We start from the raw sequence: 19788 nt of genomic DNA, 5'->3' as shown, positions 1-19788 counted from the left end.
GTCAGTTGGTGATTTGTCTCCACATGCCGTAAACCGGATAGGCCCACGTGACATCCTTCTTTTCGATCACGTCAGGCTCATAGCGCCTGTTCAGCGGGATCAATCGGATCGTGTCGCCGCGAATTTCAATTCGGCGAAACACCACCCCGTCGTTGGCCAGCTTCAACACAGCCAGGCAGTTCGTGTAAATGCGGCGCTCCGGCATCAAGATCAGGAGATCGCGCTCTTTGTATTCCGGCTCCATCGAGTCGCCTTCCAGCCGGACCGCGAATGCTTTCTCGTCGCGGCATTCGGTGGGCACGTGGTCCTCTGGATCACAATGGAGCTCTTCGTAGCTCTGCGCTTCTCCAGCGTGGGCCATCCCGATCACGGGAATGTAGCGAGTCGTTCTTTTCGGTGGAAACCTTGGCGGGGGAGCTTCTCCCACTTGAGCGATCTGAACAAATTGCTCACCTTGAATTCCTGACTCTCTCTCCAATTCGTTCAATCTTTCCAAAATTCGAGGCTGAGGATCTTTCTCTCCCTTCTCGATGTAGTGAAGCTGAGTCCTTGAAATATTAAGCAACGTGGCCAATTCGGCCCGACTTTTGATCCCACGTTTGGCCATCAGGACGGCAAATCGCTGAACAAAGGTTTCAGAAGAGTTCATTTTTGTCTTGCGCCAATGAACAGAAAGTTCACTGTGCCGCTGAACAAGTTGTTCAGAAATGACAGGAGCCCGCAACCAAAAACCAAAAGCTACGGAGACCCGCAGGCGCGCCGTCGATGTGGAGCTGGCTCGAAAGGGCTGGACCCAAAGCGACCTCGCCAAGGCCATCGGCCGTGCCCGCAACACCGTAAACCGAGCGATCAATCACGGGGAAAATCCTAAGACCCTGAACTTGATCCTCAGCGAACTCGGCATCCGATGAGCGATTCGATCGACAAGAATTTTGACGACGAATGCCGCCGAGAGGTGGCGAGTCTCTCCCTCTCCCATTCGGAGGGCCTTCCGATTAGTCGCCGCATCATGGTGGCTCACGGATTGTGCCTCTTGTTTCCAAGTGGCTCGGCCGAGCGAGTGGCGGCTTCGAATTTGGAAGCCACGCTTAAAGACGCGGAAGAACGTCAACTCCAACTGGAGGAAGTGCTGAAGCAACAGCCATGACCACCCCCGCCTCTAACACCGATGCCTTCGCGGCGGCGATCCGCGAGCTGACCGAGCTGCGCGACGATGAACGGGAAATGGCCCGCGAGGCCACGGCTCGGAAGTGGATCGAATCCGGAGCGACCCACCGGAACTACGCCCGCGGCCTCACCGAAGCCATCGCCGTCCTCACCCGCCACCAACAGCAAGCCACCCGCTGATCATGACCGACGACACCTTCAACCGCCTTCTCCTGATCCGGGTCCTGCTGGGGGATTGCGTGGAGGACCTGGGTCTTGCGCCGGAGCTGCTGACGGCGTCGCAGGCAGTGAGCTGGCTGCTCGGGTCCCGAAGCACTCCCAGGCCAGCCGCAGGATCTCCGTGGTTTGGCACCATGTCTCATGCACCAAGCGGTCACGCTGGTGGAACAGATCTACGAGCCATCGGTGCTGCTTTGCCTGCTCTTCTAGCCGGGCTTCAAGCGCGGCAACTCGTTCCCGCAGTCTCACTAGTTCCTCGTCCATGCCCGGACTGTGGCCGTCCGTCCGTTCCCCCTCAAGCCCACTGATCACCCTCACCCATGTCCGACGATCGCACCCCCGAACAACTCGCCTTCGATCAGCGCGTGCTCTCCCTGCACCAGCGCCAGGCGTCCGGCGAAGTGCCGCCGCCCGGGCGGATCTCCCAACGCCAGCTCGCCCGCGAACTCGGCATGACCATCCGCGAGATCCAGCGGGCCGAAGCCCTCGCCCTGGAAGCCATCCGCCGGTCCTTCATCACCCGCACCCACTGACATGAAAACCCTCGCGTGCTTTGCCATCCCCGCGATCGCCGTGGCCCTCATCGGCACCGCTGCGCTCACCGCCGGTGCGGTCCTCCTCTGCGTGGAATCCGGCCTCGGCATCCTCGCCCTCCTGATCCTGGCCGTCGCGGTCGTGATCATCGCCAAGGGCTGCAACGCGCTGCACCGACTCTTCCTCTTCATCGAGTCGAACGACGGCCCGGCCCGCCTCAACCGCCCCGCCCGCCGGATCGCCCGCTGCCCCATCGAACGCGCCTGACCATGAGCCGCCGCCCCGCATCGTCCGCCGGAGGGGTGCCCCTCGCCATCGGCATCGACCGCATCACCGAAGACCGCATGGCCCGGGACGAAAGCCCGACCCTCTACGAGTTCTACGACTTCGACCGCGCCTGCGACCGGTGGCTGCGGAACCGCACCAGCCAGGAGCGCAAGCTCGCCGAATGGAAGGACGCCTGGCGCGAACGCCGCGCCGCCAGCCTCTCCGAATCCGCTGAATCCCTTTCCTGATTTCCACCCATGCCATCCAAGAAGACTCCCAAGAACGCCCCCAAAGTCATCGACATGGAGGTGCTGCCCCCGGCCGGAACGCTGGCAAAAACGAACACGAGTTCGTTTTTGGCCGCCACCGGAGCCGCCGCCATCAACCACCATTGGCAGGCCGCGCAGCACCACCACCGCCAATCCTGCGCCCACCTGATCATGGCCGGGCACGCCCTGCTCGACCTGAAAAAGCAGACCAAGCATGGCAAGTGGGAAGCGCTTTTCGACGGATTCAAGGGCGCGGACGAGCCGGTTTTCGACTTCTCCATCCGCTGGGGTCAACGGCTGATGGACATGGCCAAGGCCTCTAAAAAGCATCTGCCCGAATTGCAGGGACTGCCCTTCGAGCAGCCGATGACCGAGTGGGAGGAAGGCCAGCTCAAGACCCTGAGCACCGCCGTTTCGAAAAAGGCCGATGGCGAGACGCTCCAGCAGCTCGCCGTGGAGTGGGGCGTCGGCAAGAAGCGCCAGATCCCGAAGCCCTCCACCGCGATCACCTACATCGCCGGGGACGACGAGGACGAGCCCGAGGAGGAAGAGGAGACCGCAACCCCCGCGCCGCTTACCAAGGCTCAGGAGAAGCAGCAGCGGATCGAGGAAGCCCGCCACGCCTTCAACGGCCTGATCGAGCGATGGCACAAGGCCGTGTCCCTCGGCCAGCTCGACGACCTCCCGCAGGCCGATCTCAAGGGAGCCGCCGAGTTCCTGAAGTCCCAACACGACCAGGTCAAAACCCGGATCAAGTGACCGCCATGGACCTGACACCCCATCTCCTGCTCGCCGCCGCCCTGTTGCAGTTCCGTTTCTGCCACGTGGTCGAGTTCGGCCCCCGTCACGTCTGGCTGGCGATCGCCACCTATGCCGCCTGCGTCGTGCAGATCGTGTTCTGCATCGTGGTGATCTTCGCCCCATTCCTCCGCTGATCACTAATCACTGCTGACTCGGCACTCTCCGTCTTGCTGAAAACTGCCAACTGAAAACCAGCAAACTCTTCACCCATGCACCTCACCATCGTTCACCCCGACTACGCTTCCCAGGATTGGGAGGACGTGCCCCTCGATCACCGGCCGCTCGTCCGCGCCTGGCTGCGTGAACTCGCGGAGGCCCCGAAGCGCGGCGTCACGAAGTGGCTTCAGGAGATGGCCCAGCGCCTCGGCATCTCCTACAGCACCGCCCGCCGGAAATACGATGATCTTCGTAACAGCGGCGGGGACTGGAAGGTGCTGGTGGACAGCCGCCGCATGGTGACCCCGGCGGAAATGGCCCGCACCAGCCTGCCGGTGTTCCGGGCCGAACTGGCCCGCCGTTTCGAGAAACACCAGCGCAACGGCCGCGCCGCCTTCCGCAAGCTGCGTCAGGATTGGAAGACCCGGGCGAAGACGATCCCCGGCTACGAGGATTGGGTGGGATGGCCGGAACTGCCGGAAGGGTGGAGCGACCGACGCCTCTACGCGATTGTCCAGGAGGAGACGAACCAGGCGCGCCGCCGCTCGATCCGCATTGGCACCAGCAGCAAGACGAATCCCTTCCTGCCCACCGTGCTCACCACCCGCGTCGGCCTGTGGCCGGGAGCCGTCCGGCAACTGGACGACGTGTGGCACGACAACTTCGTCACCGTCGGCCGCAAGCGCGAGCTGACCCGCGTGCTGGAACTCGGCTCGCTCGATCTGTTCAGCGCCTGCCGCTACAACTACGGCGCGAAGCCGCGCATGCGGAAGGAAGACGGCTCCGGATTCGAAAACCTCAAGATGCGCGAGATGCGCTTCTACCTGGCGGGGGATCTCTGGAACTTCGGCTACTCGCCACGCGGCACGATGTATATGGCGGAGCACGGCACCGCCGCGATCAGCGAGGACATCGAGCGCATCCTCTACGATGCCACCGGCGGCATGATCCGCGTGGAGCGCCAGCCGATCGAAGGCAAGCAGGCCGCGCTGTGCGGATTCTGGAGCGGCAGCGAGGGCGGCAACTTCCGCGCCAAGGCCGCGCTGGAAGTGGTGCACAGCCTCATCCACAACGACCTCGGGCACCTGTTGCTCCAGACCGGCCTGGACAGCGACCACCGCCCCGTCACGACCGATCGGCAGCTCGCCTACATCTCCCGCATCGTCCGCGATGTGTTGAAGAAATTCCCGGAGCGCCTCGACCAGCTCAAGCTGCCCGCCCTCGACTTCCACACCCAGTTCTGGCCGCTCGTCACCGACTACTACCAGCACGGGCTGAACGCCCGCACCGATCACGAGCTTCAGGACTGGGAAGCGCTCGGCCACGTCATCACCGAATACACCGCGCTTCCTGGCAGCGGGCTGTTCCTCAACGAGCAGGCCTTCCTCGGACTGCCGGAAGCCTCGCAGGCCATCATCCGCCACAGCGCGAATGCGGCTCCGCAGGACTGGAGCCGCCGCCGCAACCTCAGCCCGATCGAGATCCACGAACCGGCCCGCAAGTCGTTCCTGCCGCTTCCCGCCTCCGTCTACTGCGAGATCATCGGCGGCGATCTGGCCCGCGAGGTGACCTGCAAACGCGGCTTCCTGGAATTCGAGGACAAGGACATTTCCGCCGAGCCGCTCATCTACAAATCCCGCTTCCTCCGCAGCCGTGGCGAGATCGCGCACGGCGAGAAGGTGAGCATGTTCGCCAATCCCTACAACAGCGCCACGGCCTTCGTGATGGATGCCAAGGGCCGCCCGCTCGGCGAGGTGCCGCTCTTCAAGAAGGTGCTGCCCATCGATCCCGATGCCTTCGGTTCCGCCGCGCCTTTCGAGTCCCGCCCGGAGATCCGCAGCAACGACCTCCGCGAGGCCGCGATCGAGAAACACGAGCGCGTCGCCGACATCCTGGAGCCGAGCCGCATCATCCACACCGAGGTGGTGCAGGAGGCGCAAGACCTCCGCGCCCACAATGCCCGCGTCGTGAGCGGCAAGCCGGTGACCCCGGAAGAGATCGCCGCCGCCCGCACCGAGGCCGGGAAGAAAGGCCACCGCACCGCTGCTGCAAACCGCCTGCAGGGCCGTGGCAGCGAGCGCGATTGGGACGCCGAGCCCGGCCCGCAACCGGCCCCACCCGCGCCCGTGATCCACGACCCCTTCGCCTCCCTCGACGACTGATTCCCCACCTCTCACACCGCCACCCCATGAAAGAACAAGACTCCACCGTTAGAAGCCCCCACGCCGGAACCAACTACGGCATCGCTCCCGATCAATTCGAACTCGTCATCAAGGCGCTCGATGAGGAGCAGCAGGAGACCCTGCGCTTCTGGTACTACCTCGCCAAGGAGGAGAGCTGGACGCTCCGCCAGCTCGCCAAGCACAGCGGCGAACACTCCACCACGCTGACCCGCGTCTTCCGTGGCGTTTACGAAGGCAACATCGGCAACGTGTGCGATCGCCTCGAAAACAGCCGGGTGGCCTTCAAGGGCACCGTCGCCAATCCGGATTTCACGATGACGGCGCTGGCCAAGCGCATGTTCGAGATCTTCGACGAACTCCGCGAGCTGAACCTTGTCGGCCTGCTGTGGGGAGAGAAGGGGATCGGCAAGACCACCGTGGCCGAGGAATACCGCCGCCTGAACAACCATGGCAAGACGGTCTACGTCCGCTGCCTGGCCCGCTGCACCTTCCCGCAGTTCGTCCACCACGTGGCCCGCTCGCTCGGCGTCACGGTGAAGAACCAGAACCAGTTCACCGTCCGCGAGAAGATCGTCGGCGTGCTGTCCGCTGGCCAGCGGCTCCTGATCGTCGATGAGCTGCACGAGCTGTTCGCCACGATGCGCCCGGACATGGCCGCGAACTGCTGCGAGTTCCTCCGCGAGATCTACGACCGCTCCGGCTGCGGCATGGCCCTGATCGGCACCGAGCGGATGATCAGCGAGTTCAAGACCGGCACGCAGAAGGAGATCCTCAGCCAGCTCCTGGACCGGGGCTACGAGTTCCGCCTGCCCGGGAAGTCCACCCGCAAGGACTACGAGGCGATGCTGAAACACTTCGGCCTGGCCACACCTGGAGCGGCTGAGCCGGACGCCGCCGAGATCGTCAAAGACCTCGTGGACGCGCACGGCCTCCGCAAGTTCAACGTCCACCTCCGCAGCGGTGCCCGCCGCGCCAAGCGCCGCAATGAGACCTACACCTGGGCGCACTTCGTCGAGGCCTTCGACAACCTGGCCACCCTCTCCACCGCCGCCAAATGAGCCGCAAAGTCCTTTGGTTCGATCGCGGGCGGGACGCCTTCACCGAGGGCAAGCCCTGTCACTTCGATGACGCCCGCGTCTCCGGCCACGACCGCCAGGAATGGTATCGCGGCTGGAGACACCAGCAGCACCTCAACGCGAAGCCCCGCCCCGATCACGAACGGGAGGACACCCGCGCCGCCCTCCGCGAAATCCGCGAATCCCTCGACCGATGAAAACCGATCTACCCACCACCGCCGCCGCATCGGCCTTGTTCGACGCCTGGTCGGAAACCCTCGAAACGCACGCCCATCTGCTGGGCCGTGAGAAGGACAAGACCATCGCATCCATCCGCCGCACCGAAGCCCACATCGGCCGGAGCCTCGCCGCCCTGGGCGATCTCCGCAGCCAGCTCGAAGCCCAGCAAACGAAGCCATGATCGCTCCACGCCCCGTCATCCCGGACATCATCGACGAACAACAGGTCGCCGAGATGCTCGCCCAGGCCGCCGACCTCCACCAACTCGCCGAGGGCGATTCCCTCGGTGCCGTCCTGGCCAGTTCCTCGTCCGATGGCGCGAAGATGGCCGATGAGATCGCCGAGTATCTCGACGTGGTCGCAGGCAACATGAAGGCCCAGCAATCGGCCGGCGTCCCGATCGTCGAGCGCCTCCGCGATTACGCCCGCCAGATCCAAGCGTGGTTCCTCATGGATCTCGCGATGGACGGCGGCGGCCCGGACATCTGGAACGACGCTGCCACCAGCAAGCCCGAAGGGCACGTCCTGGTCTTCTCCGGCGGCGACATCAACTCGGGCTACTTCGATGAGCGCGACGGCTGGCTGTCCCTCTGCGGCCTCCCGTTCCAGTCGCCCGTCACCCACTGGACCGACCTTCCCCCATACCCCGGCGAATGCCCGCCGGTCGAATAACCCACCTCCAACGCAAACCACCCACCACCATGGCCAAATCGAAACCATCCAAACTGCCCGCGATCGAAACCACCGAAGACCTTCACGCCACCGTCGACAAGGTCGCGGTGCTGGAAGCCGAGAAGCGGGGCCTTGAAGCCGCCCGCGACATCGACCTTCAGAAGGTCCGCACCAAGCACGATGCGCAGATTGAGGAAAAGGGCACGCTGATCAAGGCGCTCACCAACCTCTGCGCCACCTACTGCAAGGCGAAGAAGGCCTCGCTCTTCGGCAAGCTCAAGTCGGCCGCGTCCGCCCTGGCACGCTTCGGCATCCGCGAGGGCACGCCCGCCCTGTGCCTGCTCAACAAGAACCACACCTGGGAAACGGTGCTCGCCCGCCTCAAGGATCGCGGCCTCACGGAATACGTCCGCGTCGTCGAGGAGATCGACAAGGAGAAGCTCAAGGGCGCGAAGCTCACCGAGGCCCAGCTCGCCGAACTCGGCCTGCGGGTCGACACCAAGGAATCGTTCTTCATCGAATCCAAGAGCGACGACGCGAACCGCATCAAGACCGCCACCGACGACGAAGTCTAACTGGGAGCGAGGACATTCCTGTCCGTTCTTCGCCTCTAACCAAACCCACCTATGCCCGCTCAATCCGACCTATCAGTGGAGAGTCAGGACGACGTGATGCACGACATCAACCTCGCCCTTGGTTCCAGCCACCTTGCCCGGGCAGGCGTCAGCCTTTCCGAACTCGAAAGGAAGGCCGAGGAGCATCCCCGGCTTCTGTCCGCCCTGGAGCACCTGGTGAACTACATGCGCCACTTTGAGATCGAAGACCCAGAGTGGCCCATCGAGTCCCTTCGTGAAGCCGAAGAGCTCATCGAACAAGTCCACGCCTCCTAACCCCTCTCCGGTGGCGGGCCACGGTTGCACCCGTGCCGCTGACTGCAAGCAGCGGGCCGCCCGCCACCGGTTCCTTTCTGATCACTCCCCACTTTCCCCGATGAAACACGCCATCGCCATTCTCGAAGCCCAGCGCGATCTCCACGCTCACAACGAGAAGATCCACACCCGCGCCAGCGAGTGGGACCAAGCCGCCCTTTGCTTGATCGTCGTCGACGATTGCGAGCAAGCGATCGAGCTGCTCAAGCGCAAGTCGAAGGGCAAGCTCACCGACGAAGACAAGGCCCTGCTCGCCGCGCTCTGGAAGGCCGCCCCGAAGATGGCCCGCCAGCGTAATTCCAAGCACGAGGTGGAGGTGGCCTGGCTCGCGGTCCCCGTGAAGGAACGACCCACCCAGGCAACCATCCTCGCGGCCCTCGCCGCCTGGTGCCAGTGCGAGCAGTGGAAGAAGGACGGCGGCGCCTACATCCGCGGTCTCGCCCGCTGGATCAAGGACCGCATGTGGATCGACCCGCCGGAGATCGAGCAGGCCGCCTCCCGCTACCGCCCGGCACCGAAGCCGGAACCCGCTCCCGCCGAGCCCCACGAAACCGCCACCGTGGCCGACATCAAGAGCCTCACCGCCGCCGTCAAACGCGGCGGCCGCCCATAACCCCCAGCCTCCACCAAACACCGCCAGTCATGAGTGCGAAGCGAAAGCCCAAACAACAGCCCCTCTTTGAGGACGAGGCAGATCCCTGGACCGTGAAGGTCGCAGTCGTGAAGGACCGCAAGAAAACCGAAGGCACGATCGATTACGACGGCCTGCACAAACTCCTCTACCGCCGAGTCGTCATCGATCGCGGCACCGGCCGGATCTACCTCGCGAAGATCGAAGCCCAGGCCCGCCACTTCAACCTCCGCAACGCCACCCCCGAAACCCGCACCAAGGGCGAGGACACCACCGGCAACCTGATCTGACCATGGCCCGAAAAACCAACGCATCGAAGTCCGTCCACATTGTCACTTTCGGCCACCTGTCCTTTGCCTTCGAAAGCTTGCCCAAGGCCACCAAGGCAATCGAGCTGCTCGGCTCCATGGAACGGGTCCAATGGGAGTGTGATGATTCAGGCTCCTACTACATGCCTTATAAGTCGGAGTATCGCAGTGACACCGAACTGAAGCTGGAAACCAACCAGCCCTATGAGCCACGGCTCCGGCTGATTGGCCTTCCGGCTCCCATCAAAAACGCCAAGCCCTGCTCGGCCTGCGGCACGGACACCCCAAAAGGCGGACAGTGCCCGGCGTGCGGGCTGTGGGCTTCCTCCTGATGTCATTTGCGGATCATGACGATGAGAGAGGCAAGGGCGATCACGATGGTAAGGATGGCGTAGATGTGTGCTGCAAGTGTCATACGGCCTCCATTAGCCCTTAGTTTTTAATGCATTTTTCTCCCCGCCCGGCAGGGCTTCCGCCCTCCGGACTCCTTCGGTGATTTCTGCGCCCATGCGCGAATCCTTCCCTAGTTTTTAAACCCCATCCACCGCGCCCCGTGCGCATCCCTCCCAGCCATGAAAACCGATAAAACCACCGGCCGCGCCCCGGCGAAGAAGGCCGCAAAGAAAGCCCCGAAGCGCCAGGGCAACCTCAAGCCGCAGACGCGCCAAAAGATCGCGATCACGGCCCGCCAGGCATTCGACCTCCAGAAGCATGTCGGCAACATCGAGGATGGTGTGACGTTCGAACAGTGGCGTCACGCTGAGGTGATGGCGGCCGTGAAGCGCCCCGGCATCAGCGCCTGCGACGGCCTGCATTTCCGCGATCTCATGGTTCACTTCCTCGTCCTCGCGGGCCGGGAGGAGGAAGCCCTGCCCTACGGTCTCAAGACCGGCAAGGTCCGCGACCACGGCGACGTCCAGGACACCCACGAGGAGCGCGAGAAGTGGCTGGCCATCATCGCCACCGATCTCCGCCTGCACGCCGAGCTGGCCGCCGAGCCGGTGGAACCGCAGTCGCCCGCCTACGCCGCCTCCTGGCACAGCATCAAGGCCAACGGCGGCCCGATCCAGGAGGGCTACGTGGTGTTCGTGGCGGCTCAGAAATTCGGCATCCAGAAATGCCGGTTCGAACGCCTGAAGGAACTCCTGACCGCGCCCCAACTGGAGCAGCTCCACCACACCATCCGCAACCGGATCACCGCCCGCGAGGGCAAGGGAAGCCCCGAAAACCGGAACAAGAGCCAGCGCCGCAAGCCCGTCCAGCCCGCCGATCCGGGCGACCTCGCCCCCCGCGACGTTCCGTTCTGAGTATTTGCCGGAGGGCTGGCCATGGTCCAATTTGGGGCCATGTGCAATCTGTTCAGGAGCCGCCGAAACTCCCACCAGGCCACCATTCCGAACACTGCCCGCGAGTCCTATTTGTCGCACCAGGCTGCTCCGGAAGCCGATTTGGTGAGGCCGTCTGAGATGGCCTTGGTGATCGCCATCGGCCGCATGCGGGTGCCTGTCGCGGTGCCCATGCGATGGGGATGGAGCCGGGATTTCAACCCCACCATCTACAATGCGCGGGCCGAGAAGGTCGGGACGGGCATGTGGGCTCAGGCTTCTCGCTGCCTCTTCCTGGTGAGCGATTACTACGAAACCGACAAGACCACCGGGCAGAAGTGGCGGATCTACGCCAAGCGCCCGGTGGTGACGAGTGGGTTCTACGTTCCAGGCCTGTGGGAAATCGGTCCGGAAAAGCGTCTGTTCGCCGCGATGCTGACCGAACCGGCATCATCCTTGCTGGACGGCATGAACGACCGCCAGCCGTGCGCGTTCGCCGACTGGAGGGAGATGGAGCCTTGGATCAACGGGGGGAACCTACCCAACCGCACGAAACTGCACCTTGCCAAGGAACAGGAAGCGGCAAATAGGCAAAGCCTCCAGGACATCCAGGAACGCAACCACTCCCACTTGGCTTGGAGGCTTCGACAGGAAGCGGACCGGAATTCCCCGGATGGACCAACACTTCCCGGACTCTGATTTTCAGGAGGAGCGGCCCCCGGCATTGGCTGAAATCCCGGTTTGACGGCCCGGATGATCCACCTCCACGATGCCGAACCTATGGAGATTTCGCTGCCTGCCGAGGATTACGAACGACTGCTGGCGCACCTGGAAGCCAGGCAGGACGGCAAGGTCGACCAGATGCTGGCCGCCGCCGCCCTCGCGAACCGATCGGAGATCAATATCCAGGGGAATAGGGCCGCATTGGAGGCCGTGGCCTGGTTGACCCACACCCACGCCGTGTCCTACTTCGACGATTCCGAGGATGCGGAACCCATCCTGATTCGGGTTTTGCACCCGCCCGGCCACCCCTCTGCAAGGCCGTTGCAAGCGCCTGGCCACTGAGAAGCGAACCCGCGTTCGTTTTTCTCATTTCGGTGGCAAACCGGGGTTTTCGGGCCGGTTTTTTCTCAAAAGGGGTTTTTCGGGGTGATGGCCCTGGAAAGCCCCATTTTTCGGGGTTTTTCGGCCTTTTCGGCCTTTTTCGGATTTCTCAACTCCCATGGCAGGGATCAGACAGTGAACCGCTCCCATTCACAAGTTGGAAACTTGTGCTACTTCTTCAAGCCAAACACCCGGGGCAGTTCTGGACGAAGTGGCCGGGGGTGATTTCGGAGAGGGCGGGGTGGCGGTCGGTGAGGCAGAGCTCGGGCTTGCCGATGCGGTTGCGCGGTTGGAAGGCGCAGCCGAGCGGCGGGCGGGTGAGATCGGGCGGCAGGCCGGCGATGGTGTAGAGCGGGTCGCCCTTCGGGTGGGAGGCCGGGATCGATTTGAGCAGGCTGCGGGTGTAGGCGTGGCGCGGGTGGCGGAAGAGATCTTCCTTGCTGGCGCTTTCGACGACGCGGCCGGCGTACATCACGTTGATGTGGTCGCACATTTCCGAAACCACGGCGAGGTCGTGGGTGATGAAGATGACGGCGGTGCCGAGGTCGCGCTGGCGCTCGCGGATGAGGTCGAGGACCTGCTTCTGCACGGTCACATCGAGCGCGGTGGTGGGTTCATCGCAGATCAGCAGTTCCGGGCGGGTGATGAGGGCCATGGCGATCATCACGCGCTGGCGCATGCCGCCGGAGAATTCGTGCGGGTAGCTGTGGACGCGCTTTTCGGGATCGTGGATGCCGACTTCGGCGAGCGATTGGATGGCGCGGTCGAGCGCGGCCTTGCCCTTGAGTCCTTCGTGGAGGGCGAGCGGTTCCATGAGCTGGTCGCTGACCTTCATGTAGGGGTTCAGCGAGGTCATGGGGTCCTGGAAGATCATCGAGATGCGCTTGCCGCGGATCTTCTGGAGCTGCTTCTCGGAGGCCTTGAGCAGGTCGATGCCATCGAACAGGGCGGTGCCGGAGTGGATGCGGCCGGGAGGCTGCGGGATCAGGCCGAGCAGCGAGTAGCAGGTGACGGATTTCCCCGAGCCGGACTCACCGACAATGCCGAGGGTTTTGCCGGCCGCGACGGAGAAGGAAACGTCTTCCACGGCATGGACGATGCCGTTGCGGGTGTGGAAGCGGGTGGATAGGTTTTTTACGTCGAGAAGCATGGCCTGCGGCCAGCGTCCCGAATCCAGCTCCCGGAATCAAGAGAAGAGGGTGATGGGGCGGTCGTCTTTTGGGAATCGGGGGGAGCCGGATTCCTGTCTCAGAGCGCGACCCAACGGGTTTCGAACCTCGAATTCTTGAAGTTGAGGATGAGGGCGAGGCGGTGCCCGGAGATGCGGAGGTAGTTCATCACGTGCTCGATTTCGACCTCGGTGATGTGGTCGATCATCTTGGTTTCGATGATGATCTTTCCGTAGGCGATCAGGTCGGGGATGAATTCGCCCACGATCTTGCCCTTGTAGTCGACCGAGTAGCGGATCTGCTGGATGAACGGGATGCCGCGCAGCTCGAGTTCACGGGCCAGGGCGTTGCCGTAGATCTTGTCCGGGAGGCCGGGGCCGAGATTCTGGGCGACCTCGACGGCGCAGCTCATCAGGGCGAGGCTTTCGTCCTCATACAGGGTCTCCGCGGCTTTCGGAGTCTGCTTCGCGGTGGCCTTCTGTTTCGCCGGGAGCGGCTGGGTCGGAGTCGGGTTCTTCCGCAGCGGGTGCGACTCCATGCCGGGGAGGGCCTGGTTCACGGGGGAGGCCGGTCGTGCGGTGGGAGTCGGCTTGCCGGAGAGGGCCTGGGTCGCGGGTGGGCGACCGGGCTTCAAGGGGCCGGTTGGCTTCGGGGTGAGCCTTTGGGTCAACGGCGGACCGGGCTTCAGCGGGCCGGTCGGCGTCGGGGTGAGCCTCTGGGTGAGAGGCGGGGCGGGCCTGGTAGGGGGAGTGGGTTTGCCGGGCAGGGCTTGGGTCACAGGAGGCGTCGGCCTGGTGGGAGGCGTCGGCTTCATGGGCTGTTTCTTCATCAGGGTGTGTTTGGTTTCTCGGATGTCAGGGGAGAATCATCTGTCTTCCTTCTTCAGGTCCCGGCGGTCGCGGGAGCGCACGGAGAAGACCACGGGGATGCCGGGGGCGGGGTGCTTCTCGCGGTAGCGGTTGGTGAGGTACTGCTCGTAGCTGGTGGCCATGAGCTTCTTGTCGTTCACGAAGAGGACGAGGGTGGGCACCGGGATGACGCTGTATTTCTCGTTCAGCGCGGTGGTGGCGTAGTAGAGCTTGAGGCGCTTGCCGGACTTGCGGTCGCTGCCGGGCGGGTTCAGTTCGAAGGCTTGGTGCAGGATGCGGTTGAGCACGCCGGTGCCGGGGAGGTTCTGGGCCTTGTCGCGGATCTTGAGCGCTTCCTTCAGGACATGGTCGACGGCCTGGCCTTTCTTCGCGGAGGTAGCCACGAAGGGGGCGTAGGCGAGGAAGAACAGCTCGCGGCGGACGTGCTCGGTGGCTTCCTCCAGGCGGGCGGTGCGGGGAGCGTCCGGGTGGTAGAGGTCGAACTTGTTCAGCACGATCAGGCAGGGCTTTTTCTCCTCCATGATGAGCTGGGCGATCTTCCGGTCCATGGCGGAGATGCCGGCGGCGAGGTCGATGACGAGCACGCAGAGGTCGCTGCGGCGGATCGCCTTTTCGGTGCGCATGGCGGAGAAGACCTCGACGGAGGAATCGCGCTTGCCGCGCGGGCGGAGGCCGGCGGTGTCGATGAGGGTGAAGTTTTCGCCGGCGAACTGGTAGGGGAGGTCGACGGCATCGCGGGTGGTGCCGGCGATTTCGCTGACGATGGTGCGCTCGTCCTTGAGGATGGCGTTGATGAGGGAGGACTTGCCGGCGTTGGGCTTGCCGACGATGGCGAGCTTGATGCCGACGGCCTGGGCGACCTCGGCCTCGGCCTCGACCTCCTTGGCGAGCGGGGCGATGACTTCCTCGATGACGTCGACCAGCGCGCCGACGTTGCGGCCGTGTTCGGCGGAGACGTGGATGCCGGCACCGAGGCCGAGGCGGGCGAAGTCACCGAAGACGTTCTCGTGCTTCTCGTGGTCGACCTTGTTCAGGACGAGGCGCACGGGCGGCTTGGCCTTGCGGAGCTTCTGGGCGAGCGCCTGGTCGATCGGGGAGAGGCCTTCGTGGGCATCGACGATGAAGAGGATCAGGTCCGCGGTCTGCATGGCGATGTCCGCCTCGATGGCGACCTGGTCGGCGAAGCCGTCATCGAGGGAGGCGCCGATGCCGCCGGTATCGATGATGGTGCAGGGGGTGGGAGTCGCCTTGCAGGGGGCGGAAATGCGATCCCGCGTGACGCCCGGCTGGTCGTGGACGATGGCGATTTTCCGCCCGGCGAGGCGGTTGAAGAGCGCGGATTTCCCGACGTTCGGGCGTCCGACGATGGCGACGGTGGGCATGCGCGGAGTATGGGCGGATTTGGGGTTTTGGGGAAAGTGTAAAGGAAATTCAGGCCTGAAAGAGCAGGTAAGTGGGTTCCAAGGCTTTACGAATGAAAGAGGTGGCTGCTAGAAACGGGCGAGCCGCGGCGGGGTGTTCCGGCGTGGATTCAGCACGAACCCCTCCATCCCATGGCCTCCATCGAAACCGAACCCGAAGCCTCGATCCTGCCGGGGTTTCTGGAGCCCGCGGCGGCGACGCTGCTGTTCGACGACCTGTGCCGCGAGGTGGCGTGGGACGAGCGGATGAAGGCGCGGAAGACCGCGTGTTTCGGCCAGACCTACGATGATTCGGGGGTGGACTACGAGGTGGTGCCGATGCCGCCGCGGTTGGAGGCATTGTGCGCGGACATCGAGCGGGAGCTGGGATTCCTGCCGACGAACTGCCTGATCAACTACTACGAAACCGGTGGCTCCAGCATGGGGTTCCACTCGGACGCCACCTACAATCTGGCGGCGGGCACCGGTGTGGCGATCGTTTCGCTGGGGGCGGAGCGTGAGTTGACGTTCCGGAACATCGCCGAGCCGACGCGGTTCGTGGCTTATCCGATGCCGCACGGTTCGCTGTTCCACATGACCCAGCTCACGCAGGCGCACTGGATGCACGCGGTGAAGAAGGACCCGGCCGCGGGAGCGCGCATCAGCCTGACTTTCCGCCGGATTCTGTCTCCAGAGGAGCTGGAGGGACGATAGAAGGGGCTGGAATGGTTTCGGATCATGTCGTCCCGTACTTACATCTGTGTGGCCTGCCGCTGGGCCCGGCGGGCGGAGGCGGCGCACGGGCTGGTGACGGAGTTGCGTTGCCCGCTGTGCCAGGGTGGGTTGTGGGAATTGAGCAGACGCTGGCGGATTCCCCGGAAGGCCGATGACGACGGCTGGAAGGAACTGGCGGCGAAGGTGGAGAGGGATGCCGCGGAGTGGTTGCCGCGGCGGCGGGAACTCGGGGTGCTGAAGCTGGCTCGGCTCGATGAACAGATCGCGGCGCTGGAGAAGCAGGCTGGCTCGAAAGGGCGGAATATCCGGCTCAAGAGGCTCCGCCGTGAGCGCGAAGAGGTGGTGGCGCGCTATCGGTGAGAAGGGAACCGAGGTTTTGGACGGATCGTTCATGCCAAGGCTGTTCTCCATTCTGAAGCTCGCTGTGCTCACGGTGTGGGTTTTGGGGATCGGGTGAGCAGTACGGTTTCCCAGGGATATTTCGCGAGATGCGGATTCGTTCTTGGGGGGCGACTTTTGGCCACCTGTCCACTCCACCCGCCTGCGGAAATCCCTCATCCTGCGGGCACTTCATCGACCGGACCGATGCGTGATCCGCTTTCCCGATCTGCCCTTACCGCGCCCTGCCGTTTCAGAAATGGCGGGGGTCCGACGCGGCAAGGGTGCCGCCACCGAGGTCATCGAAACGGTGCGCGCTTGCTTCATTCCCGATCCGGAAAACCCCGCGCGATTGATCCATCCCCGTCTCGAGGAAGAGCGCGGGAAACAACGCGAGTGGCGCGAGAAATCCGCCGAAGGAGGCCGCAAATCCGCCGCCAAGCGCCGGGAAAACGTTGCTACTAAGAGCGTCGTAAAACCTGCCAAGGCCGCGAAGGGTGGTGCCAAGGGTGGTTCCACTCTTCAGTCTTCTTCTTCGTCTTCCTCTTCAGAAGATATTACCCCCTTACCCCCACGGGGGGATCGATCATCATCATCCTCGACGGACGATCTCTTCCAGATCGAGGCAGAGAGCCGGAACCGTCGCAAGACGCCCATCCCGGACGCCCTGAGGCAGCGCATCGGCGGCATGGTGGGCAGAAGGCCGCACACCACCTGGTCACCGAAGGAACTCAAGGCCCTGCGTGAACTCGGTCCGATCGACAGCGAGGATCTCGACCTCCTGGAAAGCTACTACCTCGCGGACATCCCGGAGGAGAAGGACTACCGCCGCCGCTCGCTGGCCCGCCTGCTGGTGCACTGGCACGGGGAGATCGACCACGCCCGCCACCACCGCTCCCTGCAACGCGCCGCGTGAGTCGAGAGGAACCGCGAATGAACGCGAATGCACACGAATGGGAGAGGGGGCAGGTCCATTCCGGAAACCGGCTCCGTCCGACTCCGCCCCCCGGAAGACCCTCCTCGCCTGAAGGCTCAACTCCTTTCCCGAAGATGTTCGCAAAATCCGATTTTCTGAAAGAATCGCGGGCAATCGGCGCTGGTCACCCGCCGGAGGGTGCTCTAGGGTGGGGCCCGATGAGCGGCGGATTTCTTGAACCTTCCGGACTGATCGAGCAGGGCGGGCCCTTGGTGTGGGTGCTGCTGGTGCTCGCGTTCGTGGGCGCGGTGTGCGTGGTGGAGCGGTTGTTCTTCTTCCACCGGGCGCGGATCAACGTGGGGGACCTGCTCGTCGGGCTTTCCAACCATGTGCGCCGGAAGGCCTTCGCGGAGGCCCAGCATGAGGCGGCGCGGGCTCCGGGGCCGGTGGCGCGGATCGCGCATTCGCTGCTGCTGCGGCACCATCTGGTGCGCTCGGACCTGCGGGATGTGGCCCAGGAGGCGGGGCAACTGGAGGTGCCGCGGATCGAGAAAAACATCCGTTTGATCCTGGGCGTGGCCTTGCTGGCTCCCTTGGTGGGGATGCTGGGGACGCTGCTGGGGATGGTGGACACCTTCCAGCGGGTGAGCGAGCAGGGCGGCTATGCCGGTCCGGCGGAGCTGGCGGGCGGGGTGTTCCAGGCGCTGATCACCTCGGTGATGGGGCTCACGGTGGCGGTGCCGATGTATCTTTTCTACCTCTACTTCCTGGGCCGGGCGAAGCGCCTGGTGCACCGCATCGAGCGGGCGGGGATCGAGATGGTGAACCTGATTTCGGACGCGCGGGAGGAGACGGCGATCGTTTCGTTCCGTGAGGAGGTGGAGGCGCGGAAACGCACGGCGCGGAAAGCGAAGGGGGAGGACGCCTCGTGAAGCTGGAGCTGACCTTGCCGGAACGGCCGGGTTTCCTCCACGTCGTCCCGCTGTTCAATTTGTTCGCGCTGTTGCTGATGTTCTTCGTGCTGGGGCCGTCGCTGGTCCTGCAGGCGGGGAAAGAGGTGACGCTGCCGCCCTCGAAGTTCCAGATGGAGCGCTTCACCGGCGCGCAGGTGGTGACGCTGGGGCCGGGATCGCCGGCGCGGATCTACCTAGGCCGCGAGGTGACCTCGCTGGACGGGCTGGGCCGGAAACTCGATGAAAAGCGCGGCTCGGCGCCGGGCGCGGTGCTGCTGCGGTCCGATGCGGGCACTTCGGTGGCGCTGGAGCGGGAGGTTTCCGAGCTGATCTTGCGGAAAGGTTACCGGGTGATGCTGGTCGGGAAACCGGCGCAGGTCGGGGCGGGGGAGACCGCCCCGGTGAAGGAGGCGGATCCGTGAACGAGATCGGCACCAAGCGGGAACGGAAGGACCGCGCCAGCGGGTTGATTTTCGCCTGGCGGGTGGGGGACACGTTCCATGTGGCGACCTGGGTTTCGGTGGCGATCGTGGCGCTGCTGGTGGTGATTTTGCTGGGCACGGTGAAAGTGCGGGTGGTGCCGCCGCCGCGGATCATCGAGCGGAAGGCCTCGGTGGTGCTGGTGCCGCGGACGGTGGAAGGCCGGGAGTGGGAGGTCCGGGCGGACGAGGAAGGGCCGTTTCCGGCCCGGTTCCGTCCGGAGGAATCGCCCATCGTGCAGGCGCTGGACCGGGAGATGTTCCGCCCGCCGGTGACGGCTGCGGGCTACCGGAGCCCGCTGCGGGAGTTTCCGCGGGACGGGGCGGCCGGGGGGATGCAGGTGGCGGCGCGGGGCGAGCGGGTGTTTCCGCCGCAGCCGCCGCTGGAACCGCTGCCGAAGGAGGCCGCGCCCGCGCCGCTGGTGCCGGGGCTGACGATGCTTTCGAAACTGCCGGCGGATGCGAAACCGGCGGAGCTGCCTCGTTTCCAAGGGGAAGTGTCTCCGGAAATGGCGGCCACGACGTGGCAGTTCCTCGTCGAGGTGGGGGAAAAGGGCCACGCGCTGCGGTGCGTGGCGCTGGATGGGGCGAAGCCGGACGGGGAGCAGGATGATTTCTCCCGCGCCCTGGGGACCTGGCTGTGCCAGGTGCATTTCGGTCCCGGTGCCGCCAAGGCGGGTTGGATCGCCGTGGAGATCCATTTCAGCCGCGTGCCGTGATGGAAGTGACCTTGTCCGAGTTCGTGCTGTGCGTGCTGCTGGTTTCCCTGGGGCTGGTGGGCCTGTTCACGCTGGTATCCCGGGTGTCCCGGCGCGGCGTGGAGCTGCGGGCGATCCGCCACCGGATCATCTGCCGGTTGTGCCTGCACCCGTTCGAGGACCACAGCTCCGAACGCACCCCGACCTGTCCGGCCTGCGGCGCGCTCAACGAGCGGGGGCGGGACCGGAGGCTCGGCTGACGCCGATCCTGAAAGAATAGGACCTATAAGACTTATAAGTCCTATAGGACCTATGTGTTTCGTGTGGAGAA

The 19788-nt window shown here is 64.4% G+C and carries 31 protein-coding genes; 27 read left to right on the top strand and 4 right to left on the bottom strand.

The genetic code is table 11. The features are described 5' to 3' along the window. Nucleotide 1 precedes the first annotated feature (1 nt). Nucleotides 2-853, bottom strand: coding sequence for a LexA family transcriptional regulator (locus llg_RS21845; RefSeq protein ID WP_338287193.1), 852 nt, complete (start codon nt 851-853; stop codon nt 2-4). 54 nt (nt 854-907) lie between these two features. On the opposite strand from llg_RS21845, the gene llg_RS21840 reads away from it, so the two are divergent. The 20 genes from llg_RS21840 (at nt 908) to llg_RS21745 (ending at nt 11821) form a co-directional block, all read left to right on the top strand. Beyond that, a complete protein-coding gene (locus llg_RS21840) occupies nt 908-1147 on the top strand; it encodes a hypothetical protein (protein ID WP_338287192.1) in 240 nt (79 codons plus the stop codon). Beyond that, the gene (locus llg_RS21835) at nt 1144-1347 is read left to right on the top strand and encodes a hypothetical protein (RefSeq protein WP_338287191.1); all 204 of its coding nucleotides are present in this window, start codon (nt 1144-1146) and stop codon (nt 1345-1347) included. The genes llg_RS21840 and llg_RS21835 overlap by 4 nt, the downstream gene beginning before the upstream one ends. A 359-nt stretch (nt 1348-1706) precedes the next feature. Then, nucleotides 1707-1919: a hypothetical protein gene (locus llg_RS21830; RefSeq protein WP_338287190.1), complete on the top strand. Its 213-nt coding sequence runs from the start codon at nt 1707-1709 to the stop codon at nt 1917-1919. Nucleotide 1920: 1 nt separating this feature from the next. After that, on the top strand, nt 1921-2187 hold the full coding sequence (locus llg_RS21825) for a hypothetical protein (protein ID WP_338287189.1): 267 nt from the start codon (nt 1921-1923) through the stop codon (nt 2185-2187). Nucleotides 2188-2189: 2 nt separating this feature from the next. After that, nucleotides 2190-2435: a hypothetical protein gene (locus llg_RS21820; RefSeq protein WP_338287187.1), complete on the top strand. Its 246-nt coding sequence runs from the start codon at nt 2190-2192 to the stop codon at nt 2433-2435. 9 nt (nt 2436-2444) lie between these two features. Then, entirely contained in the window at nt 2445-3215 is a 771-nt protein-coding gene (locus llg_RS21815) for a hypothetical protein (RefSeq protein ID WP_338287186.1), read from the top strand. Nucleotides 3216-3220: 5 nt separating this feature from the next. Then, entirely contained in the window at nt 3221-3391 is a 171-nt protein-coding gene (locus llg_RS21810; protein ID WP_338287185.1) for a hypothetical protein, read from the top strand. 75 nt (nt 3392-3466) lie between these two features. Continuing rightward, on the top strand, nt 3467-5575 hold the full coding sequence (locus llg_RS21805) for a hypothetical protein (RefSeq protein WP_338287184.1): 2109 nt from the start codon (nt 3467-3469) through the stop codon (nt 5573-5575). A 26-nt stretch (nt 5576-5601) separates the two neighbouring features. Beyond that, a complete protein-coding gene (locus llg_RS21800) occupies nt 5602-6654 on the top strand; it encodes an ATP-binding protein (RefSeq protein ID WP_338287183.1) in 1053 nt (350 codons plus the stop codon). After that, entirely contained in the window at nt 6651-6869 is a 219-nt protein-coding gene (locus tag llg_RS21795) for a hypothetical protein (RefSeq protein ID WP_338287182.1), read from the top strand. Before llg_RS21800 ends, llg_RS21795 begins: the two co-directional genes overlap by 4 nt. Then, nucleotides 6866-7072 (top strand): hypothetical protein, encoded by a 207-nt coding sequence (locus tag llg_RS21790; RefSeq protein ID WP_338287181.1) that lies wholly within the window; start codon nt 6866-6868, stop codon nt 7070-7072. The genes llg_RS21795 and llg_RS21790 overlap by 4 nt, the downstream gene beginning before the upstream one ends. Then, nucleotides 7069-7563: a hypothetical protein gene (locus llg_RS21785; protein ID WP_338287180.1), complete on the top strand. Its 495-nt coding sequence runs from the start codon at nt 7069-7071 to the stop codon at nt 7561-7563. Before llg_RS21790 ends, llg_RS21785 begins: the two co-directional genes overlap by 4 nt. Before the next feature lie 29 nt (nt 7564-7592). Next, the gene (locus llg_RS21780) at nt 7593-8138 is read left to right on the top strand and encodes a host-nuclease inhibitor Gam family protein (RefSeq protein ID WP_338287179.1); all 546 of its coding nucleotides are present in this window, start codon (nt 7593-7595) and stop codon (nt 8136-8138) included. Between the two features lie 51 nt (nt 8139-8189). Beyond that, a complete protein-coding gene (locus llg_RS21775; RefSeq protein WP_338287178.1) occupies nt 8190-8453 on the top strand; it encodes a hypothetical protein in 264 nt (87 codons plus the stop codon). Nucleotides 8454-8553: 100 nt separating this feature from the next. After that, the gene (locus llg_RS21770; protein WP_338287177.1) at nt 8554-9105 is read left to right on the top strand and encodes a hypothetical protein; all 552 of its coding nucleotides are present in this window, start codon (nt 8554-8556) and stop codon (nt 9103-9105) included. A gap of 29 nt (nt 9106-9134) precedes the next feature. Beyond that, complete coding sequence (locus llg_RS21765; protein WP_338287176.1) at nt 9135-9413, top strand: hypothetical protein; 279 nt, start codon at nt 9135-9137, stop codon at nt 9411-9413. 2 nt (nt 9414-9415) lie between these two features. After that, nucleotides 9416-9763: a hypothetical protein gene (locus llg_RS21760; protein ID WP_338287174.1), complete on the top strand. Its 348-nt coding sequence runs from the start codon at nt 9416-9418 to the stop codon at nt 9761-9763. 240 nt (nt 9764-10003) lie between these two features. After that, the gene (locus tag llg_RS21755; RefSeq protein ID WP_338287173.1) at nt 10004-10738 is read left to right on the top strand and encodes a hypothetical protein; all 735 of its coding nucleotides are present in this window, start codon (nt 10004-10006) and stop codon (nt 10736-10738) included. A gap of 159 nt (nt 10739-10897) precedes the next feature. Further along, nucleotides 10898-11455 carry an SOS response-associated peptidase family protein gene (locus llg_RS21750; protein ID WP_338287172.1) on the top strand — a complete coding sequence of 186 codons (558 nt, stop codon included), beginning with the start codon at nt 10898-10900 and terminating at the stop codon, nt 11453-11455. Between the two features lie 54 nt (nt 11456-11509). After that, the gene (locus llg_RS21745; protein ID WP_338287171.1) at nt 11510-11821 is read left to right on the top strand and encodes a hypothetical protein; all 312 of its coding nucleotides are present in this window, start codon (nt 11510-11512) and stop codon (nt 11819-11821) included. 217 nt (nt 11822-12038) lie between these two features. Here llg_RS21745 and llg_RS21740 read toward each other — a convergent pair whose 3' ends face one another. From llg_RS21740 to der, 3 genes are all read right to left on the bottom strand, one after another. Next, a complete protein-coding gene (locus llg_RS21740; protein WP_338287170.1) occupies nt 12039-13010 on the bottom strand; it encodes an ABC transporter ATP-binding protein in 972 nt (323 codons plus the stop codon). A gap of 98 nt (nt 13011-13108) precedes the next feature. Then, nucleotides 13109-13858, bottom strand: a complete 750-nt coding sequence (locus tag llg_RS21735) for a GxxExxY protein (protein ID WP_338287169.1) — start codon at nt 13856-13858, stop codon at nt 13109-13111. 36 nt (nt 13859-13894) lie between these two features. Further along, complete coding sequence (gene der, locus llg_RS21730; protein WP_338287168.1) at nt 13895-15280, bottom strand: ribosome biogenesis GTPase Der; 1386 nt, start codon at nt 15278-15280, stop codon at nt 13895-13897. 171 nt (nt 15281-15451) lie between these two features. On the opposite strand from der, the gene llg_RS21725 reads away from it, so the two are divergent. The 7 genes from llg_RS21725 (at nt 15452) to llg_RS21695 (ending at nt 19717) form a co-directional block, all read left to right on the top strand. Beyond that, nucleotides 15452-16012: an alpha-ketoglutarate-dependent dioxygenase AlkB gene (locus llg_RS21725; RefSeq protein WP_338287167.1), complete on the top strand. Its 561-nt coding sequence runs from the start codon at nt 15452-15454 to the stop codon at nt 16010-16012. A 24-nt stretch (nt 16013-16036) separates the two neighbouring features. After that, nucleotides 16037-16393 (top strand): hypothetical protein, encoded by a 357-nt coding sequence (locus tag llg_RS21720; RefSeq protein ID WP_338287166.1) that lies wholly within the window; start codon nt 16037-16039, stop codon nt 16391-16393. A 277-nt stretch (nt 16394-16670) separates the two neighbouring features. Continuing rightward, nucleotides 16671-17327: a hypothetical protein gene (locus tag llg_RS21715; protein WP_338287165.1), complete on the top strand. Its 657-nt coding sequence runs from the start codon at nt 16671-16673 to the stop codon at nt 17325-17327. 218 nt (nt 17328-17545) lie between these two features. Then, entirely contained in the window at nt 17546-18259 is a 714-nt protein-coding gene (locus llg_RS21710) for a MotA/TolQ/ExbB proton channel family protein (RefSeq protein ID WP_338287164.1), read from the top strand. Continuing rightward, the gene (locus llg_RS21705) at nt 18256-18702 is read left to right on the top strand and encodes a biopolymer transporter ExbD (protein ID WP_338287163.1); all 447 of its coding nucleotides are present in this window, start codon (nt 18256-18258) and stop codon (nt 18700-18702) included. Before llg_RS21710 ends, llg_RS21705 begins: the two co-directional genes overlap by 4 nt. Further along, nucleotides 18699-19478 carry a hypothetical protein gene (locus llg_RS21700; protein WP_338287162.1) on the top strand — a complete coding sequence of 260 codons (780 nt, stop codon included), beginning with the start codon at nt 18699-18701 and terminating at the stop codon, nt 19476-19478. The genes llg_RS21705 and llg_RS21700 overlap by 4 nt, the downstream gene beginning before the upstream one ends. After that, complete coding sequence (locus tag llg_RS21695; protein WP_338287161.1) at nt 19478-19717, top strand: hypothetical protein; 240 nt, start codon at nt 19478-19480, stop codon at nt 19715-19717. The genes llg_RS21700 and llg_RS21695 overlap by 1 nt, the downstream gene beginning before the upstream one ends. Nucleotides 19718-19788 lie beyond the last annotated feature (71 nt).

It is taken from the genome of Luteolibacter sp. LG18 (genome assembly GCF_036322585.1).
In the GTDB taxonomy this organism is placed as follows: domain Bacteria; phylum Verrucomicrobiota; class Verrucomicrobiia; order Verrucomicrobiales; family Akkermansiaceae; genus Luteolibacter.
Note: the sequence above shows the minus strand (reverse complement) of the source record. Positions and strands in the feature narration are given on the sequence as shown.

Coding starts and splice junctions, on each gene's coding strand:
- llg_RS21840 (WP_338287192.1), top strand. CDS start 908: ATGAGCGATTCGATCGACAAGAATTTTGACGACGAATGCCGCCGAGAG.
- llg_RS21835 (WP_338287191.1), top strand. CDS start 1,144: ATGACCACCCCCGCCTCTAACACCGATGCCTTCGCGGCGGCGATCCGC.
- llg_RS21830 (WP_338287190.1), top strand. CDS start 1,707: ATGTCCGACGATCGCACCCCCGAACAACTCGCCTTCGATCAGCGCGTG.
- llg_RS21825 (WP_338287189.1), top strand. CDS start 1,921: ATGAAAACCCTCGCGTGCTTTGCCATCCCCGCGATCGCCGTGGCCCTC.
- llg_RS21820 (WP_338287187.1), top strand. CDS start 2,190: ATGAGCCGCCGCCCCGCATCGTCCGCCGGAGGGGTGCCCCTCGCCATC.
- llg_RS21815 (WP_338287186.1), top strand. CDS start 2,445: ATGCCATCCAAGAAGACTCCCAAGAACGCCCCCAAAGTCATCGACATG.
- llg_RS21810 (WP_338287185.1), top strand. CDS start 3,221: ATGGACCTGACACCCCATCTCCTGCTCGCCGCCGCCCTGTTGCAGTTC.
- llg_RS21805 (WP_338287184.1), top strand. CDS start 3,467: ATGCACCTCACCATCGTTCACCCCGACTACGCTTCCCAGGATTGGGAG.
- llg_RS21800 (WP_338287183.1), top strand. CDS start 5,602: ATGAAAGAACAAGACTCCACCGTTAGAAGCCCCCACGCCGGAACCAAC.
- llg_RS21795 (WP_338287182.1), top strand. CDS start 6,651: ATGAGCCGCAAAGTCCTTTGGTTCGATCGCGGGCGGGACGCCTTCACC.
- llg_RS21790 (WP_338287181.1), top strand. CDS start 6,866: ATGAAAACCGATCTACCCACCACCGCCGCCGCATCGGCCTTGTTCGAC.
- llg_RS21785 (WP_338287180.1), top strand. CDS start 7,069: ATGATCGCTCCACGCCCCGTCATCCCGGACATCATCGACGAACAACAG.
- llg_RS21780 (WP_338287179.1), top strand. CDS start 7,593: ATGGCCAAATCGAAACCATCCAAACTGCCCGCGATCGAAACCACCGAA.
- llg_RS21775 (WP_338287178.1), top strand. CDS start 8,190: ATGCCCGCTCAATCCGACCTATCAGTGGAGAGTCAGGACGACGTGATG.
- llg_RS21770 (WP_338287177.1), top strand. CDS start 8,554: ATGAAACACGCCATCGCCATTCTCGAAGCCCAGCGCGATCTCCACGCT.
- llg_RS21765 (WP_338287176.1), top strand. CDS start 9,135: ATGAGTGCGAAGCGAAAGCCCAAACAACAGCCCCTCTTTGAGGACGAG.
- llg_RS21760 (WP_338287174.1), top strand. CDS start 9,416: ATGGCCCGAAAAACCAACGCATCGAAGTCCGTCCACATTGTCACTTTC.
- llg_RS21755 (WP_338287173.1), top strand. CDS start 10,004: ATGAAAACCGATAAAACCACCGGCCGCGCCCCGGCGAAGAAGGCCGCA.
- llg_RS21750 (WP_338287172.1), top strand. CDS start 10,898: ATGGCCTTGGTGATCGCCATCGGCCGCATGCGGGTGCCTGTCGCGGTG.
- llg_RS21745 (WP_338287171.1), top strand. CDS start 11,510: ATGATCCACCTCCACGATGCCGAACCTATGGAGATTTCGCTGCCTGCC.
- llg_RS21740 (WP_338287170.1), bottom strand. CDS start 13,010: ATGCTTCTCGACGTAAAAAACCTATCCACCCGCTTCCACACCCGCAAC.
- llg_RS21735 (WP_338287169.1), bottom strand. CDS start 13,858: ATGAAGAAACAGCCCATGAAGCCGACGCCTCCCACCAGGCCGACGCCT.
- der (WP_338287168.1), bottom strand. CDS start 15,280: ATGCCCACCGTCGCCATCGTCGGACGCCCGAACGTCGGGAAATCCGCG.
- llg_RS21725 (WP_338287167.1), top strand. CDS start 15,452: ATGGCCTCCATCGAAACCGAACCCGAAGCCTCGATCCTGCCGGGGTTT.
- llg_RS21720 (WP_338287166.1), top strand. CDS start 16,037: ATGTCGTCCCGTACTTACATCTGTGTGGCCTGCCGCTGGGCCCGGCGG.
- llg_RS21715 (WP_338287165.1), top strand. CDS start 16,671: ATGGCGGGGGTCCGACGCGGCAAGGGTGCCGCCACCGAGGTCATCGAA.
- llg_RS21710 (WP_338287164.1), top strand. CDS start 17,546: ATGAGCGGCGGATTTCTTGAACCTTCCGGACTGATCGAGCAGGGCGGG.
- llg_RS21695 (WP_338287161.1), top strand. CDS start 19,478: ATGGAAGTGACCTTGTCCGAGTTCGTGCTGTGCGTGCTGCTGGTTTCC.